This window comes from uncultured Ramlibacter sp., from assembly GCF_936925435.1.
Classification (GTDB): Bacteria; Pseudomonadota; Gammaproteobacteria; order Burkholderiales; family Burkholderiaceae_C; genus Ramlibacter.
Window position 1 is genome coordinate 181,972 of sequence record NZ_CAKZHQ010000024.1, and the last position, 15,093, is coordinate 197,064.

Below are 15,093 nucleotides of genomic sequence, written 5' to 3' on the forward strand. Positions count from 1 at the left end.
GCCGTCGCCTCTGGCTTCAGGCCGGCCGCGGGCTGAACTGGGCCGGGTCGTAGAAGAACTGTTCCTGGGCGATGCGCTCGCCTTCCCAGCGCTGCCAGGCCAGCTCCTCGATGCGGCGGGTGCTGCCGTCGTGGCCGGTGAAGACGAAGACCCAGCGCAGCACCACATGGTCGCCGTTAAGGAGGGCCGGCCGCACGCAGCTGGACTGCACCGAGGCCGCGCGCGCCAGGGCCTTCGCCTCGTGGGCCATCAGCGTGTCGCGGCCCACGCGCGGCTGCGCGTTGTTCTCCTGCATCGAGGCCTGCTCGGTGTAGAACTCTTCGATGGCCTCGACGTGGGCGTTGCTCTCCACGCGGGCGATGAAGGCTTCGAGGGTGGCTGGGCTGGGCATGGGCGGATGATGCACCAGAGCACCAGTTACGTCGCTTTGTTTGCCACTGAACAAGCCTGCCTTGACCTTGTTGCGACCGAGTGTTACCAACTTTGTATGCACTCGATCACTCCGCAAGAACGACGCGCCATTTACGCGCGGCTGTTGCAAGGATTCGCCGATGCGCGCTCTGCAGCGCAGGACGCGGATGCGCGTTGGACCTGGCTGATGGCCGCCCATGTGGTGGGCCAGCACAGCCCCAGCCTGCACCTGGACAGCCACCGCCGCATGCTGGGGCTGGCGCGCGAAACCCGCGACTGGCCGGAAGCCGCGGGCCAGCTGCTGCGCTTGCTGCTGTTGCCGCTGGGCCATCTGCTGGACCGCATCCCGCTGGGCAATCTGGGGCGCTCCACGGTCGGCATCACCGAACCCATGACGCCGCCCGAACCGATTCAGCTGCTGATCGACATCGCCACCCTGGAAGCGCAGCTGGAGCGCCTGCAGCACCAGCCGGCTTGATCTCCCTGCGCGGCTTCAACAGCGCATGAGGTTCTGCTCCGCCAGCTTCTTCTACAAGCAAATTAGCCTGCAGCCCCCGGCTGCTGGGCCTGATTTGCTATCGAAAGAGTAGCGTTTACGGAGCCGACAGATGCTTGCCGACGATGCCGGCCAGCTCGAACATCGTGACCTGGTCCTTGCCGAACACCGGCAAAAGCTTGGCATCGGCATTGATGCTGCGCTTGTCCTTGGCGTCCTGCAGGCCGTTGGCCTTGATGTAGTCCCACAGCTTCTTGACCACCTGGGGGCGGGCCACGTTGTCCGGTCCGATCACCGCTGCCAGTTCGGCGCTGGGTTTGAGGCCCGCGCCCGGGGCGCGCGGCTTTTTCGGTGCCGCTGCCTTTTTGGCCGCTGCGACCTTCTTGGCGGCCGGGGCTTTCTTGGCCGCTGCCTTGGCGGGGACGGCCTTGCCGGCGGCCGTTTTGCGCGGCGGGAACTTGCTGGTGCGCGGCTCGAACTCGAAGTTCACCTTGCCCGCTTCCGCGTCCCAGGCCAGGAAGGCCTTGAAGGGCCGGCGCGTGCGCATGGAGACGAACTTGTCCAGCAGGTCAGTCTTGCCGTTGGCCAGCAGTTTTTCCATCTGCTCGCGCACCACCGGCTGCTGCAGGATGATCTGGCCGGTCTTGAAGTCGCAGCTGGGCGTGGCCTGGTCGGCTGTGGGCACCGATTTCTCGCACAGATAGTTCTTGCCGAACTCGAAGATCCGCGCCTTGCACTTGGGGCAGGGGCCCAGCGACTGCTGGGCGCTGAAGTCCACAATTTCGCCGGTCTCGGCAGGGTCGGCCTCGTTGCCGAAGTCGAACTCCAGCTTCCAGTTCTTGTCTTCCTCGCTGAACTTCAGGGCGATCTCGGCGGTGAAGGGCCAGCCGGCCTTGGAGCGGAAGCCCTCGAGCGGGCCGACCTTCTTGTCGCGCAGGAACTGCTCGACCTCGTGCAGCTCGAAGGCGCGGCCGGCCGGAATCTTGGTGAAGGAGAAGCCGCAGGCGTCGGCGCCGTCGGCGCTCTTGCCCATGCAGGTGTAGCGACGGTAGTTTTCCTTGACGACGCCGCCGCAGTTGGGACACGGCGTGACCAGGGTGGCGTAGTCGCCCGGCACGGTGTCGCGGTCGTACTCCTTGGCCTTCATCACGATGCGCCGGGTCATCTCGGCGATCTCCAGCATGAAGGCGTCGCGCGAGAGCTTGCCGTGCTCCATCTGGGCCAGCTTGTACTCCCAGTCGCCGGTCAGTTCGGGGCGCGACAGTTCTTCCACGCCCAGGCCGCGCAGCAGCGTCATGAGCTGGAAGGCCTTGGCCGTGGGGATGAGCTCGCGGCCGTCGCGCAGCATGTACTTCTCGTTGATCAGGCCTTCGATGGTGGCGGCGCGGGTCGCTGGCGTGCCCAGGCCTTTTTCCTGCATGGCTTCGCGCAGCTCGTCGTCTTCCACCAGCTTGCCGGCGCCTTCCATGGCGCCCAGCAGGGTGGCTTCGGAGTAGCGCGCGGGCGGCCGGGTCTTCAGGCCCTTGGGCTCGACCACCTCGGCGCGCACCATCTCGCCGGGCTTGACGGCCACCAGGGTCTTGGCGTTCTCGTCGCCCTCCTGCTCGGCCTCCTTGCCCCAGATCGCCAGCCAGCCGGGCTTGACCAGCACCTTGCCCTCGGTCTTGAAGCTGTGGCCAACCGACTGGCTGATGCGGGTGGTCACCATGGATTCGGCGCTGGGGAAGAACACCGACAGGAAGCGCTTGACGACCAGGTCGTAGAGCTTCTGCTCGGCGTCCGACAGGCCGCTGGGCGCTTGCAGCGTGGGGATGATGGCGAAGTGGTCCGAGACCTTGGCGTTGTCGAAGATGCGCTTGCTGGGCTTGACGTAGGCGCCGTCAATCGCCTGTTTCGCGTAGGGTGCCAGGTGCTTCATGCCGCTGTCGGCCAGCATCTGCATGGTGTCCTTGACCACCGGCAGGTAGTCCTCGGGCAGGGCGCGCGAGTCGGTTCGCGGGTAGGTCAAGGCCTTGTGGCGCTCGTACAGCGACTGGGCCAGCGACAGCGTGGTCTTGGCCGAATAGCCGAAGCGGCCGTTGGCCTCGCGCTGCAGGGAGGTCAGGTCGAACAGCGCTGGCGAGGCCTGGGTGGTCGGCTTGGACTCCTCGGTGACGCTGGCGGCCTTGCCGCGCACCGCGTCGGCGACGGCCTGGGCCTCCTTCTGGGTCCAGACGCGGTCGGCCTTGAGCTCGGCATCGTCCGGATTCTTCTTCCACTTGGTGTCGATCCACTTGGCTTGGTACTCGCCGGCCTCGGCCAGGAAGGTGGCGTGGACTTCCCAGTAGTCGCGGCTGATGAACTTGCGGATCTGTTCCTCGCGCTCGACCACCACCGCCAGGGTCGGGGTCTGGACCCGGCCGACGGTGGTCAGGAAGAAGCCGCCGTCGCGCGAGTTGAAGGCCGTCATGGCGCGCGTGCCGTTGATGCCCACCAGCCAGTCGGCCTCGGAGCGCGAGCGCGCCGCGTCGGCCAGGCCCATCATCTGCTTGTCGCTGCGCAGGCTGTCGAAGCCGTCGCGGATGGCCTGCGGCGTCATCGACTGCAGCCACAGGCGCTTGACCGGCTTGCCCAGCGGCACGTGCTTGCCGGCCTTCTCGCTGCCGGCGTACTGCTCGATCAGACGGAAGATCAGCTCGCCCTCGCGGCCCGCGTCGCAGGCATTGATCAGGTCGCCCACGTCCTTGCGCTTGGCCTGCTTGACCACCGCGTTGAGCCGCGTCTTGGTCTTGTCCACCGGCTTCAAGTCGAAGTACGGCGGGATCACGGGCAGGTGGGCGAAGCTCCACTTGCCGCGCTTGACGTCGAACTCCTCGGGCGCCTGGATCTCCACCAGGTGGCCGACGGCGCTGGTGACGATGTATTTCTCGCTCTCGAAGAACTCGTCGTGCTTCTCGAACTTGCCCGCCACGGGCGTGAGGGCGCGCACGATGTCCTGCGCCACCGAGGGCTTTTCGGCAATTACCAGAGTCTTTGATGTCACAGCTCAAAACGCGGCGCCTTTCGGCGTCCCGTCCTTTTGTTTCTACAATCCACGCTTCCCGCGCATGCGCGCACGCGCACGTACGTGTGCATATTCAACTTAACAGAGTTTCGCGAATGGCCAAAAAACCCGGCGGCGACCCCTACCGCAGAATCCAGACCCGCAAGTCGGGGGTCCACGGCAAGGGGGTCTTCGCCCTGCAGCCCATCGCCCAGGGCGAGACCTTGATTGAATACGTGGGCGAGGTCATCACCTGGAAGGAAGCCCAGCGCCGCCATCCGCACGATCCCAAGGATCCGAACCACACTTTCTACTTCCACGTGGACGACAAGCACGTGATCGACGCCAAGGTCGGCGGCAACTCCTCGCGCTGGATCAACCACTCCTGCGATCCCAACTGCGAGCCCGACGAGGAAGAAGGCCGCATTTTCATCAAGGCCCTGCGCAACATCAAGGCCGGCGAAGAGCTCAATTACGACTACGGCCTGATCATCGACGAGAAATACACCAAGAAGCTCAAGGCCGAATACCCCTGCTGGTGCGGCAGCAAGAACTGCCGCGGCACCCTGCTGGCGCCCAAGCGGGGCAAGCGCTGACGTGATCTGGCCGGCGGAGGCTGTCTGGGAGGGCGTTGCGCCCTTGTTGCCGGATTTCACCGTCGAAATCCTGCCTGAGGTCGATTCGACCAACACCGAGCTGATGCGTCGGGCCCGCGCCGGCCGGCTCGAGCCGGTGCTGCTGGTGGGCGAGCGGCAAAGCGCCGGCCGCGGGCGGCTGGGCCGCCAGTGGCACAGCGCGCCGGGCGACTCCCTGACCTTTTCCCTGGGCCTGCCGCTGGCGCCGGCGGACTGGTCGGGCCTGTCGCTGGCCGTGGGCGTGAGCTTGGCCGAAAGCCTGCACCCGCGCGTCCAGCTCAAATGGCCCAATGACCTGTGGCTGCAGGACCGCAAGCTCGGCGGCATCCTGATCGAGACGGCCAGCTTCGGCCAGGGCGAGGCCGGCCGCTATGCCGTCATCGGCATGGGGCTGAACATCGCGCCGCGCGCCGCCCAGGGCCTGTCCACCGCCCCGGCCTGGCTGCAGGAGCTGCTGCCGGCGCTGGACGCCGGCCAGGCCCTGGAGCGCATCGCCGCGCCCCTGATGCAGGCCGTGCAGGCCTTTGAAAGCCTGGGCTTCGCCCCCTTCCAGGCCCGTTTCAACGCCCGAGACGCCTTGCGCGACCGGGCCGTCACGCTCAGCGACGGCCAGGCCGGAACGGCCCACGGCGCCAGCGAGAGCGGCGCCCTGCTGGTGCATACTGCACAGGGCATGCAAGCCGTCACCAGCTCCGAAGTGAGCGTCCGCCCCGCCTGATCGCCGCCCCCATGCTTCGCATCATTGTTTTGCTCCTGCTCCTGGCCAACGGCGCCTTCTTCGCCTGGACGCAGGGTCTGCTGCTGCAGTGGGGGCTGGGCCCGGTGCAGCAGGCCGAACCCCAGCGCATGGGCCAGCAGATCCGGCCCGAGGCGCTGAGCATCGTCGGCGCCGAAGAGGCCCGGCGCATCGAAACCACGGCGCCGGCCGCGCGCCCGCCCGAATGCCTGCAGGCCGGCCCGCTGGCCGACAACGTGGCCGAGGCCGTTCGCCCTGCGCTGCAGGCCTGGCCGGCCGGCACCTGGACGCTGGAGCCGGTGGTCGAGCCGGCGCGCTGGATCATCTACATGGGCAAGTACCAGACGGCGGACAGCGTCAACAAGAAGAAGGCCGAGCTGCGCCAGATCGGCGTGTCCTTCGAGCCCCTGTCCAACCCCACCATGGAACTGGGCCTGTCGCTGGGCAGCTTTGCCAGCCAGGCGGCCGCCAGCGGGCAACTGGAGCGCCTGAACGAGCGCGGCGTGCGCACCGCCCGCGTGGCGCAGGAGCGGGCCGAGGTGCGCGGCCAGCGGCTCTTGCTGCCGGCGCTGGACGAGAGCCTGCGGCCGCGCCTGGACGAACTGCGGCCCCTGCTCAACGGGGCTGCGCTGCGGCCCTGCCGCTGAACAAGCACAGGAGACATCGACCATGAAGCTGTACTTCGCCCCGGGCGCCTGCTCTTTCGTGCCCCACACCCTGCTCGAGACCATCGGCGAGCCTTTCGAGCCGGTGCTGGTCAAGCTGCACAAGCAGGAGAACCTGTCGCCTGAGTACAGGGCCATCAACCCGCGTGGCCAGGTGCCGGTGCTGGTCGATGGCGACACGGTCATCACCCAGATCCTGGCCATCGTCAATTATCTAAGCGATCGTTTCCCCGAAAAGGGCTTGCTGCCGCGCGATCCGCTGGCCAAGGCCAAGGTCCTGGAAACCCTGGCCTGGATGAACAACACGGTGCATCCCACCTTCACCCATGTGTTCATGCCCTTCAAGTTTGCGCCGACCGAGCAGGGCCAGGCCGAGATCAAGGCCCATGCGGTCTCGCTGTACGGCCCCATGCTGACCGAGATCGAGGCCATGGCCCAGGCGGCGGCGGCCAAGGGCCAGGCCTTCCTGGGCGGCGAGAGCTTCGGCCCGCTGGACGCCTATGCGCTGACCCTGCTGCGCTGGGGCGGCTTTGCCGGCATCGATCCGGCGGGCTTTCTGGCCCTGTGGGCCCATGCGCAGAAGGTCGCGCAGCTGCCTGCAGTGGCGCGCGCCATCGAGCGCGAGCGCCTGCAGATCAATGTCTACAAGCCGGCCTGAGCCGATGCGTCCAGCACAAAGCGCACGCTGACCCGCGTGCCCGGCGGCGTCTCGCCCGGCCGGGCATCTTCCAGCGAGATGCCGGCGTCGTGCTGGCGGGCGATCTCCAGGACGATGGGCAGGCCCAGGCCCGAGCCGTCGACATTGGTGCCCAGGGTGCGGTAGAAGGGCTGGAACACCAGCTCGCGCTCGTTTTCGGGGATGCCCGGGCCCGAGTCCTCCACCTGCAGCACCAACACATGGCCGAAGGGATCGGCCAGCACCCGGGCCGTGATCACGCCCGGATGTTCGGCGCTCGACGGCGTGTAGCTGATGGCGTTGTCCAGCAGGTTGCGGATCATTTCCTTGAGCAGGGTGGGATTGCCAGCGACGGCGACGCCGGCCGTGCCCGGCGCCGCGCCTTCGTAGCCCAGGTCGACGTGCAGGGACATGCTGCGCGGCAGTGAGTCTTGCACCGCCTCCATGGTCAGCCGAACCAGGTCGCAAGGCTGGCGCGCCAGGGCCCTGCCGCTGCTCTCGGCCCGCGCCAGTGCCAGCAGCTGATTGACCGTGTGGGTGGCGCGCATGCTGGAGCGGCCGATCTGCTTGAGCGACTGCTTGAGTTCCTCGGCGCTGGAGCCCTCGCGCTGGGCCAGATCGGCCTGCATGCGCAGGCCCGCCAGCGGCGTCTTGAGCTGGTGGGCGGCGTCGGCCAGGAAGCGCTTTTGCGTGGCGATTGAGTCCTTCAGGCGGGTCAGCAGGTCGTTCACCGACGACACCAGGGGCGCCACTTCCAGCGGCACGGCCTTGTCGTCCAGCGGGCTCAGATCGTCGGGCTTGCGCTGGCGGATGCGCTCTTCCAGCTGCGACAGCGGCTTGATGCCGCGCACCAGGGCCAGCCAGACCAGCAGCACGGCCAGCGGCAGGATGACGAACTGCGGCAGCATCACGCCCTTGATGATTTCGGTGGCCAGGACCGAGCGCTTCTCGCGCGTCTCGGCCACCTGCACCAGGGCCGGTTGCGCGCCCGGCAGGTCCAGCCGCACCCAGGTGTAGGCCACGCGCACGTCCAGCCCGCGCATCTCGTCGTCACGCAGGCGCACCTCGCCCGGCTGCAGCTTGTCATCCTCGGGCGGCACCGGGAAGTCGCGCTCGCCGCTCAGGAGCTCGCCGCGGGCGCCCAGCACCTGGTAGTAGACGTGGTCCGAATCGTCGGCGCGCAGCATCTCGCGCGCCGGCTGCGGCAAGTTGAACACCACGCGCTGCTGCTGGATGGTGATCAGCTGCGACAGGGCCTGGACGTTGTACTCCAGCGCGCGGTCGAAGGGACGGCCGGCGATGCTTTGCGCCACCAGCCAGGTCAGCGCCAGGCTGACCGGCCACAGCAGCAGCAATGGCGTGAGCATCCAGTCCAGGATCTCGCCGAACAGCGAGCGTTGCTCACGCTGGAAGATTTTCATGCGCGGCCGGTCATCCCGGGATCTTCTCCAGGCAGTAGCCCAGGCCGCGCACGGTGGCGATGCGGATCGGGCCTTTCTCGATCTTCTTGCGCAGGCGGTGGATGTAAACCTCGATGGCGTTGTTGCTGACCTCTTCGCCCCACTCGCACAGGCGCTCGACCAGCTGGTCCTTGCTGACCAGGCGACCGGCGCGCTGCAGCAGTACCTCCAGCAGGCCCAGTTCGCGCGCCGACAGTTCGACCATTCGGCCGTCAATGGTCGCCACGCGGCCGGCCTGGTCGTAGACCAGCGGGCCGTGCTTGATGGTGTTGCTGGTGCCGCCCATGCCGCGCCGCGTCAGCGCCCGCACGCGGGCCTCCAGCTCCTGCAGGCTGAAGGGCTTGGCCATGTAGTCGTCGGCGCCGTAGTCCAGGCCCTTGACGCGTTCTTCCACGCTGTCGGCCGCGGTGAGGATCAGCACCGGCATGGAAGAGCCCCGGCTGCGCAGCTTGCGCAGCACCTCCAGGCCATGCATCTTGGGCAGGCCCAGGTCGAGGATCAGCAGGTCGAACTCGTTGTTGGTCATCAGGGCCGCATCGGCCTCGGTGCCGCTGCCCACATGGTCGACGGCGGCGCCCGAGGCGCGCAATGTCCGTAGCAGGCCGTCTGCCAGCACCTGGTCGTCTTCGGCGATGAGAATCCGCATGGCTGTCTCCTGTTGTATACGCCCGCTCCCAACGGTGCTGCCTAAATTCTAGGCCGTGGGGCCGGCGTAGGCCTCCAGGCCGATCATCACCACCGCCGCGACCTCGGTCCCGACCTCGGCGCGGAACTCCGCCTCGGCCTGTGCCACCGCGTCCTTGAAGGCCTGCAGCCAGGCCAGGCCGGCGGGCGTGAAGCGGACCTTGCGGGCGCGGGCGTCCTGCGGGTCGCTCTCGCGCACCACCACGCCCCAGGCCTCGCACTGGTTGACCAGGTCGCCCATGGCCTGCTTGCTCATGCCGGCGTTTTGCGCCAGCTCGGTCAGGCGCGAGCCCGCCAGCGCCAGGTGGCGCGTGACATGGATGTGGGCGGCGCCGATCTGGGCCCGCGCCGCCAGGTTGGACAGGGCCAGGGGCACGTCGATGTTGTGGGCCATCAGGTAGAGCACGCGTTCGTCGAAGCGGCGGGTCGCGTGGCCTAGCAGGCGGCCCAGATGGGTCTGGCGCCAGCCTTCTTCGATCGGAGTCTGCATGCCTTAATAGTAAGGCAAACTGACCAAAAAACGCGTTTACTTCCGGCAAGCGGCTGCGTTAAAGTACTGGTCAAGCATCCAGCCTGTGCATGAAGACAGCTGGATGAAATGAGCTAACCCACTGATTCACAAGGAGAATTTCTATGGATGCCCAAGTCAAAGGAACCCGTATCGCCGCCGACAGCGAGAAGAGCAAGGCCTTGCAGGCCGCGCTGGCCCAGATCGACAAGCAGTTCGGCAAGGGCACGATCATGCGGCTGGGTGAGGGCGAAAAGCTGGAGGACATCCAGGTGGTGTCCACCGGCTCGCTGGGCCTGGACATCGCCCTGGGCGTGGGCGGCCTGCCGCGCGGTCGGGTGATCGAAATCTACGGCCCGGAGTCCTCGGGCAAGACCACGCTCACGCTGCAGGTCATCGCCGAGATGCAGCGCCAGGCCGGCCAGTGCGCCTTCATCGATGCAGAGCACGCGTTGGACGTGCAGTACGCGCAGAAGCTGGGCGTGAACCTGTCGGACCTGCTGATCAGCCAGCCCGACACCGGCGAGCAGGCCCTGGAAATCTGCGACAGCCTAGTGCGTTCCGGCGCGGTCGACCTGATCGTCATCGACTCGGTCGCCGCGCTCACGCCCAAGGCCGAAATTGAGGGTGAGATGGGCGACTCCCTGCCCGGCCTGCAGGCCCGTTTGATGAGCCAGGCCCTGCGCAAGCTGACCGCCACCATCAAGAAGACCAACTGCATGGTGATCTTCATCAACCAGATCCGCATGAAGATCGGCGTGATGTTCGGCAGCCCCGAGACCACGACCGGCGGCAACGCGCTGAAGTTCTACGCCTCGGTGCGCCTGGACATCCGCCGTACCGGCACCATCAAGAAGGGCGAGGAGGCCATCGGCAACGAGACCAAGGTCAAGGTGGTCAAGAACAAGGTGGCGCCGCCCTTCAAGACGGCGGAGTTCGACATCCTGTTCGGTGAGGGCATCAGCCGCCATGGCGAGATCATCGACATGGGCGTCACCGCGCGCATCCTGGAAAAATCCGGCGCCTGGTATGCCTACAACGGCGAGAAGATCGGCCAGGGCCGCGACAACGCCCGCGAGTTCCTGCGCGAGAACCCCGTGCTGGCACGCGAGATCGAGAACAAGGTGCGCGAGTCGCTGAACATCCCGCTGCTGCCGGCCGACGTCGAAGCCGAGGCCTGAGCACGCAGCCATGGCATTGCTGGGCCAGCTGTCGCTCAAGGGGCGGGCCCTGCGCCTGCTCAGCGGCCGTGAGCATTCGCGCGCCGAGCTCGAGCGCAAGCTGGCCCCGCATGAGCAGGAGCCCGACCAGCTGCGCGCCGTGCTCGACGAGCTGCAGGCCAAGGGCTTCATCAGCGAGGAGCGGGTCGTCGAATCGGTGTTGAACCGGCGCGCTGCCAAGCTCGGCGCCGGCCGCATCCGCCAGGAACTGCAGGGCAAGGGGCTGGACGGCGAACTGGTGGCGCAGGCCATGGAGCGGCTCAAGGGCACGGAGCTGGAACGGGCGCGCGCGGTCTGGCAGCGCAAGTTCGAGGTCTTGCCGCGTGATGCGGCCGAGCGCGGCAAGCAGGCGCGCTTTCTGGCTGCGCGCGGCTTTGGCGGTGAGGTGATCGGCAGGGTGCTCAAGGGCTCCGGCGCTGCTGATTAGGAGCAAAATTTGGCGCTAGCCCGCGTCAAAACTGGACTCTTTGCTCCTGAATCAGGAGCAAATCACAGGCCCAGCATCAACTTCAGGTTTTGCACTGCGGCGCCGCTGGCACCCTTGCCCAGGTTGTCCAGCCGCGCCACCAGGATGGCTTGGCGGTATTCGTCGCTGCCGTAGACCCGCAATTCCATCTTGTTGGTGTCGTTCAAGGCCAGGGCGTCGAGCTTGCCATCGGGGGTCGGTGCTTCCACCGTGACCCATTCGCTATCGGAATAATGTTTATGCAGGGCCGCCTGCAGGTCGGCCACCGACGGTGTGCCGGGCAGGGTGTCAAGATGCAGGCCGAGCTCCACCAGCATGCCCTGGCGGTAGTTGCCGACCGAGGGGATGAAGATGGGCCTGCGCGTCAGGCCGGTGTACTTGATGATCTCCGGCAGGTGCTTGTGCTTGAGGCCCAGGCCATAGATCTCGAAGCCCGGCGCATTGCCCTGTTCATGGGCCTCGATCATGCTGCGGCCGCCGCCCGAATAGCCGCTGGTCGCCGGCAGCACGACGGGATGGTCCTTGGGCAAGATGCCAGCGTCCACCAGCGGACGCAGCAGCGCGATCGCGCCGGTCGAATAGCAGCCCGGGTTGCTCACCTTTTTCGCTCTGGCCACAGCGTCACGCTGGCCCGGCGCGAGCTCCGGAAAACCGAAGACCCAACCCTGCGCTGTGCGGTGCGCGGTGGACGCGTCGATGATGCGGGGCGCGCGTCCCGTGGTCTTCTCGATGTCATCGATCATGGCCACCGATTCGCGTGCGGCGTCGTCGTGCAGGCACAGGATCACCAGGTCCACGCTGGCCATCAGTTCGCGTTTGGCGGCGGCGTCCTTGCGCAGTTCCGGCGCGATGCTCACGAGTTCGACCTGCGGCATTTTTTCCAGCCGCTCGCGGATTTGCAGACCGGTGGTGCCGGCTTCGCCGTCAATGAAGATTCTGGCCATCTTTTGTTCCTGAAAAACTGCTTCCTGGCACTGTAAGCCAAGCTGCGTTTTGGTGCATTGCAGCATGATACAGTTGGAGGCTGCACCTTGCAGGTGTGCTGCAAGACGCCCCACGCCCGTCGTCGGGCACAACCCCAGTTCCTCGAGAGACACCTCATGAAGATTCACGAGTACCAGGGCAAGGAAATCCTTGCCAAGTTTGGCGTCCCGGTGCCGCGCGGCATCCCGGCCTTCACGGTTCAAGAGGCGGTGGAAGCCGCGCAAAAGCTCGGCGGGCCGGTCTGGGTGGTCAAGGCCCAGATCCACGCCGGCGGCCGCGGCAAGGGTGGCGGCGTCAAGGTCGCCAAGTCCATCGACGATGTCAAGCGCCTGGCTGGCGAGATCCTGGGCATGCAGCTCAAGACCCACCAGACCGGCCCGGAAGGCCAGAAAGTGCGCCGTCTGTACATCGAGGACGGCGCCGACATCAACAAGGAATACTACATTTCGGCCGTGACCGACCGCGCCACGCAGAAGGTCGCGTTCATCGCCTCCAGCGAAGGCGGCATGGACATCGAGGAAGTGGCGCACTCCACGCCCGAGAAGATCATCACCGTGTTGGCCGACCCCAAGGACGGCCTGACGGACGCGCAAGCCAAGCAGATCGCCGACGGCATCGGCATGCCGGCCGACTCCACCGCGCAGACTGTGGATATCCTCAAGAAGCTGTACGCCTGCTACATGGAGACGGACGCCTCGCTGGTCGAGATCAACCCGCTCAACCGCGACGGCAAGGGCAAGGTCATGGCGCTGGACGCGAAGTTCAACTTCGACAGCAACGCGCTGTTCCGCCACCCCGAGATCGTGGCCCTGCGCGACCTGGACGAGGAGGACGCGGCCGAAGTGGAGGCTTCCAAGTTCGACCTGGCCTACATCTCGCTGGACGGCAACATCGGCTGCCTGGTCAACGGCGCCGGCCTGGCCATGGCCACCATGGACACCATCAAGCTGTTCGGCGGCGAGCCGGCCAACTTCCTGGATGTGGGCGGCGGCGCCACTCCCGAGAAGGTGACCGAGGCCTTCAAGATCATGCTCAAGAACAAGAACGTGGAAGCCATCCTCGTCAACATCTTCGGCGGCATCATGAAATGCGACACCATCGCCACCGGCGTGATCGCAGCCTGCAAGGCGGTGAACCTGCAAGTGCCGCTGGTGGTGCGCATGAAGGGCACCAACGAAGTCGAAGGCAAGAAGCTGCTGGCCGAGTCCGGTCTGCCCATCATCAGCGCCGACACCATGGCCGAAGCAGCCCAAAAAGTGGTTGCGGCCGTCGCGAAGTAAGGAACAGTCATGTCGATCTACATCAACAAAGACACCAAAGTCATCACCCAAGGCATCACCGGCAAGACCGGTCAGTTCCACACCGAAAAGTGCCAGGAATATGCCAACGGCAAGAACTGCTTCGTCGCAGGCGTCAACCCGAAGAAGGCCGGCGAGTCGATCTTCAACATCCCGATCTTCGGCTCGGTCAAGGATGCCGCCAAGCAGACCGGCGCCACCGTCTCGGTGATCTACGTGCCGCCGGCCGGCGCCGCTGCCGCCATCTGGGAGGCCGTCGAGGCCGACCTGGACATGGCCATCTGCATCACCGAAGGCATCCCGGTGCGCGACATGCTGGAAGTGCGCAACCGGATGAAGGCCAAGGAGGCCGCCGGCGGCAAGAAGACCCTGCTGCTGGGCCCCAACTGCCCCGGCCTGATCACGCCCGAAGAAATCAAGATCGGCATCATGCCCGGCCACATCCACCGCAAGGGCCGCATCGGCGTCGTCAGCCGCTCCGGCACGCTGACCTACGAAGCGGTGGCGCAGCTGACCGAGATCGGCCTGGGCCAGTCCAGCGCCGTGGGCATCGGCGGCGATCCCATCAATGGCCTCAAGCACATCGACGTGATGCAGGCCTTCAACGACGATCCGGAAACCGATGCCGTCATCATGATCGGCGAGATCGGCGGCCCGGACGAGGCGGACGCCGCCCGCTGGTGCAAGGCCAACATGAAAAAGCCCGTGGTCGGCTTCATCGCCGGCGTGACCGCCCCTCCGGGCAAGCGCATGGGCCATGCCGGCGCGCTGATTTCCGGCGGTGCCGATACGGCCGAAGCCAAGCTGGCCATCATGGAAGAAAGCGGCTTCACCGTGACACGCAACTTCTCCGAGCTGGCCAAGCTGCTCAAGGCCAAGCTGTAAGCAGAATTACGAACGCTCCCCGCGGGCCGCACGGCTACACTGCGACGGGGAAACGGAGGCGCTCCGGACCTGGGTTCGCGGCGCCTCTTTCATGTGGCCCATGGCGGGTTTCCACCCGGGCCGAATTTTTCCAAACTTGACGCCAGTCAAGAGCTTTTGTCCTGAACCAGCCGAGGATGCGCACGCACCCCATGGCGATGGGCAAGCACAACATATAACAATGGAGATGGCGCATGGAATTGCTGCAAAGCACAGACTTCTGGATCGGTCTGGTCAAGATCATCTGGATCAACATCATCCTGTCGGGTGACAACGCGGTCGTGATCGCGCTGGCCGCCCGCTCACTGCCGCCGCACCAGCAGCGCAAGGCCGTTCTCTGGGGCTCCGGCGCCGCCGTCGTCATGCGCATTGCGCTGACCATTGTGGCGGTCCAACTGCTGGCTCTGCCTTACCTGCAGATCGTCGGCGGGCTGCTGCTGCTGTGGATCGGTGTCCAGTTGCTTGGTGACGAGGGCGAAGAAGAGGGGGGCGCCAAGGAGAACGGTTCCCTGATGGCGGCCGTCCGCACCATCCTCATCGCGGACCTGGTCATGAGCCTGGACAACGTCATCGCCGTCGCCGCGGCTGCCAAGGGCAGCACCACCTTGTTGATCATCGGCCTGGCAGTGAGCATCCCGCTGGTGATCTTCGGCAGCACGCTGATGATCAAGCTCATGGAGCGCTTCCCCATCATCATCGTGCTGGGCGCTGCGCTGATCGGCTGGGTGGGCGGGGAAACCATGCTTGGCGACGCCATGCTCAGGGACGTCGTGGCCGCCAACCCCTGGCTGCACTATGCTGGCGCTGCTGCCGGTGCGGCCCTTGTGGTCGGGCTGGGCAAGTTCCTGCAAGGACGGGCCAAGACAGCCTCTCACGCTGGCTGAGGCCGGTTTCAGACGCGACGCGGC

The 15,093-nt window shown here is 66.3% G+C and carries 16 protein-coding genes; 10 read left to right on the forward strand and 6 right to left on the reverse strand.

Features of this window, described 5'->3' with window-relative positions; all coding sequences use genetic code 11:
* Positions 1 to 16: 16 nt before the first annotated feature.
* Positions 17 to 391, reverse strand: coding sequence for a nuclear transport factor 2 family protein (locus tag Q0632_RS13110; protein ID WP_298930500.1), 375 nt, complete (start codon positions 389 to 391; stop codon positions 17 to 19).
* A 96-nt stretch (positions 392 to 487) separates the two neighbouring features.
* On the opposite strand from Q0632_RS13110, the gene Q0632_RS13115 reads away from it, so the two are divergent.
* A complete protein-coding gene (locus Q0632_RS13115; protein ID WP_298930504.1) occupies positions 488 to 889 on the forward strand; it encodes a DUF3703 domain-containing protein in 402 nt (133 codons plus the stop codon).
* 115 nt (positions 890 to 1,004) lie between these two features.
* On the opposite strand, the gene Q0632_RS13120 is transcribed toward Q0632_RS13115, so the two are convergent.
* Entirely contained in the window at positions 1,005 to 3,929 is a 2,925-nt protein-coding gene (locus Q0632_RS13120) for a DNA topoisomerase III (RefSeq protein WP_298930506.1), read from the reverse strand.
* A gap of 116 nt (positions 3,930 to 4,045) precedes the next feature.
* On the opposite strand from Q0632_RS13120, the gene Q0632_RS13125 reads away from it, so the two are divergent.
* Genes Q0632_RS13125 through Q0632_RS13140 form a run of 4 tightly spaced genes read left to right on the forward strand, consistent with a single transcriptional unit; the run spans position 4,046 to position 6,623 of the window.
* Positions 4,046 to 4,525 carry an SET domain-containing protein-lysine N-methyltransferase gene (locus Q0632_RS13125; protein ID WP_298930509.1) on the forward strand — a complete coding sequence of 160 codons (480 nt, stop codon included), beginning with the start codon at positions 4,046 to 4,048 and terminating at the stop codon, positions 4,523 to 4,525.
* Position 4,526: 1 nt separating this feature from the next.
* Positions 4,527 to 5,282 carry a biotin--[acetyl-CoA-carboxylase] ligase gene (locus Q0632_RS13130; protein ID WP_298930512.1) on the forward strand — a complete coding sequence of 252 codons (756 nt, stop codon included), beginning with the start codon at positions 4,527 to 4,529 and terminating at the stop codon, positions 5,280 to 5,282.
* 29 nt (positions 5,283 to 5,311) lie between these two features.
* A complete protein-coding gene (locus Q0632_RS13135) occupies positions 5,312 to 5,947 on the forward strand; it encodes an SPOR domain-containing protein (RefSeq protein ID WP_367181199.1) in 636 nt (211 codons plus the stop codon).
* A gap of 22 nt (positions 5,948 to 5,969) precedes the next feature.
* Complete coding sequence (locus Q0632_RS13140; RefSeq protein WP_298930517.1) at positions 5,970 to 6,623, forward strand: glutathione S-transferase family protein; 654 nt, start codon at positions 5,970 to 5,972, stop codon at positions 6,621 to 6,623.
* Here the strand turns inward: Q0632_RS13140 and Q0632_RS13145 are convergent.
* The 3 genes from Q0632_RS13145 to Q0632_RS13155 are packed head-to-tail and all read right to left on the reverse strand — an operon-like array spanning position 6,608 to position 9,275.
* Positions 6,608 to 8,062 (reverse strand): sensor histidine kinase, encoded by a 1,455-nt coding sequence (locus tag Q0632_RS13145; RefSeq protein WP_298930520.1) that lies wholly within the window; start codon positions 8,060 to 8,062, stop codon positions 6,608 to 6,610. The genes Q0632_RS13140 and Q0632_RS13145 overlap by 16 nt on opposite strands.
* A 10-nt stretch (positions 8,063 to 8,072) precedes the next feature.
* Positions 8,073 to 8,747, reverse strand: a complete 675-nt coding sequence (locus Q0632_RS13150; protein WP_298930523.1) for a response regulator transcription factor — start codon at positions 8,745 to 8,747, stop codon at positions 8,073 to 8,075.
* A gap of 48 nt (positions 8,748 to 8,795) precedes the next feature.
* Positions 8,796 to 9,275: a MarR family transcriptional regulator gene (locus Q0632_RS13155; protein ID WP_298930528.1), complete on the reverse strand. Its 480-nt coding sequence runs from the start codon at positions 9,273 to 9,275 to the stop codon at positions 8,796 to 8,798.
* A 143-nt stretch (positions 9,276 to 9,418) separates the two neighbouring features.
* On the opposite strand from Q0632_RS13155, the gene recA reads away from it, so the two are divergent.
* Together recA and recX are read left to right on the forward strand one after the other, a co-directional pair.
* Positions 9,419 to 10,474: a recombinase RecA gene (gene recA / locus Q0632_RS13160; RefSeq protein ID WP_298930531.1), complete on the forward strand. Its 1,056-nt coding sequence runs from the start codon at positions 9,419 to 9,421 to the stop codon at positions 10,472 to 10,474.
* Between the two features lie 10 nt (positions 10,475 to 10,484).
* Positions 10,485 to 10,940: a recombination regulator RecX gene (gene recX / locus Q0632_RS13165; protein WP_298930534.1), complete on the forward strand. Its 456-nt coding sequence runs from the start codon at positions 10,485 to 10,487 to the stop codon at positions 10,938 to 10,940.
* A gap of 62 nt (positions 10,941 to 11,002) precedes the next feature.
* Here the strand turns inward: recX and argC are convergent, their stop codons facing one another.
* Positions 11,003 to 11,923: an N-acetyl-gamma-glutamyl-phosphate reductase gene (gene argC / locus Q0632_RS13170; RefSeq protein WP_298930537.1), complete on the reverse strand. Its 921-nt coding sequence runs from the start codon at positions 11,921 to 11,923 to the stop codon at positions 11,003 to 11,005.
* Between the two features lie 156 nt (positions 11,924 to 12,079).
* On the opposite strand from argC, the gene sucC reads away from it, so the two are divergent.
* From sucC to Q0632_RS13185, 3 genes are all read left to right on the forward strand, one after another.
* Positions 12,080 to 13,243, forward strand: coding sequence for an ADP-forming succinate--CoA ligase subunit beta (gene sucC, locus Q0632_RS13175; RefSeq protein WP_298930540.1), 1,164 nt, complete (start codon positions 12,080 to 12,082; stop codon positions 13,241 to 13,243).
* Positions 13,244 to 13,252: 9 nt separating this feature from the next.
* Positions 13,253 to 14,146 carry a succinate--CoA ligase subunit alpha gene (gene sucD / locus Q0632_RS13180; RefSeq protein ID WP_298930543.1) on the forward strand — a complete coding sequence of 298 codons (894 nt, stop codon included), beginning with the start codon at positions 13,253 to 13,255 and terminating at the stop codon, positions 14,144 to 14,146.
* 233 nt (positions 14,147 to 14,379) lie between these two features.
* Positions 14,380 to 15,069, forward strand: a complete 690-nt coding sequence (locus tag Q0632_RS13185; RefSeq protein ID WP_298930546.1) for a TerC family protein — start codon at positions 14,380 to 14,382, stop codon at positions 15,067 to 15,069.
* Positions 15,070 to 15,093 lie beyond the last annotated feature (24 nt).

What these genes read in the sequence shown, in the direction of transcription:
- Q0632_RS13140 (WP_298930517.1), top strand. Translation starts at nt 5,970, where the DNA reads ATGAAGCTGTACTTCGCCCCGGGCGCCTGCTCTTTCGTGCCCCACACC.
- sucD (WP_298930543.1), top strand. Translation starts at nt 13,253, where the DNA reads ATGTCGATCTACATCAACAAAGACACCAAAGTCATCACCCAAGGCATC.
- sucC (WP_298930540.1), top strand. Translation starts at nt 12,080, where the DNA reads ATGAAGATTCACGAGTACCAGGGCAAGGAAATCCTTGCCAAGTTTGGC.
- Q0632_RS13115 (WP_298930504.1), top strand. Translation starts at nt 488, where the DNA reads ATGCACTCGATCACTCCGCAAGAACGACGCGCCATTTACGCGCGGCTG.
- Q0632_RS13145 (WP_298930520.1), bottom strand. Translation starts at nt 8,062, where the DNA reads ATGAAAATCTTCCAGCGTGAGCAACGCTCGCTGTTCGGCGAGATCCTG.
- recX (WP_298930534.1), top strand. Translation starts at nt 10,485, where the DNA reads ATGGCATTGCTGGGCCAGCTGTCGCTCAAGGGGCGGGCCCTGCGCCTG.
- recA (WP_298930531.1), top strand. Translation starts at nt 9,419, where the DNA reads ATGGATGCCCAAGTCAAAGGAACCCGTATCGCCGCCGACAGCGAGAAG.
- Q0632_RS13125 (WP_298930509.1), top strand. Translation starts at nt 4,046, where the DNA reads ATGGCCAAAAAACCCGGCGGCGACCCCTACCGCAGAATCCAGACCCGC.
- Q0632_RS13185 (WP_298930546.1), top strand. Translation starts at nt 14,380, where the DNA reads ATGGAATTGCTGCAAAGCACAGACTTCTGGATCGGTCTGGTCAAGATC.
- Q0632_RS13150 (WP_298930523.1), bottom strand. Translation starts at nt 8,747, where the DNA reads ATGCGGATTCTCATCGCCGAAGACGACCAGGTGCTGGCAGACGGCCTG.
- Q0632_RS13110 (WP_298930500.1), bottom strand. Translation starts at nt 391, where the DNA reads ATGCCCAGCCCAGCCACCCTCGAAGCCTTCATCGCCCGCGTGGAGAGC.
- argC (WP_298930537.1), bottom strand. Translation starts at nt 11,923, where the DNA reads ATGGCCAGAATCTTCATTGACGGCGAAGCCGGCACCACCGGTCTGCAA.
- Q0632_RS13155 (WP_298930528.1), bottom strand. Translation starts at nt 9,275, where the DNA reads ATGCAGACTCCGATCGAAGAAGGCTGGCGCCAGACCCATCTGGGCCGC.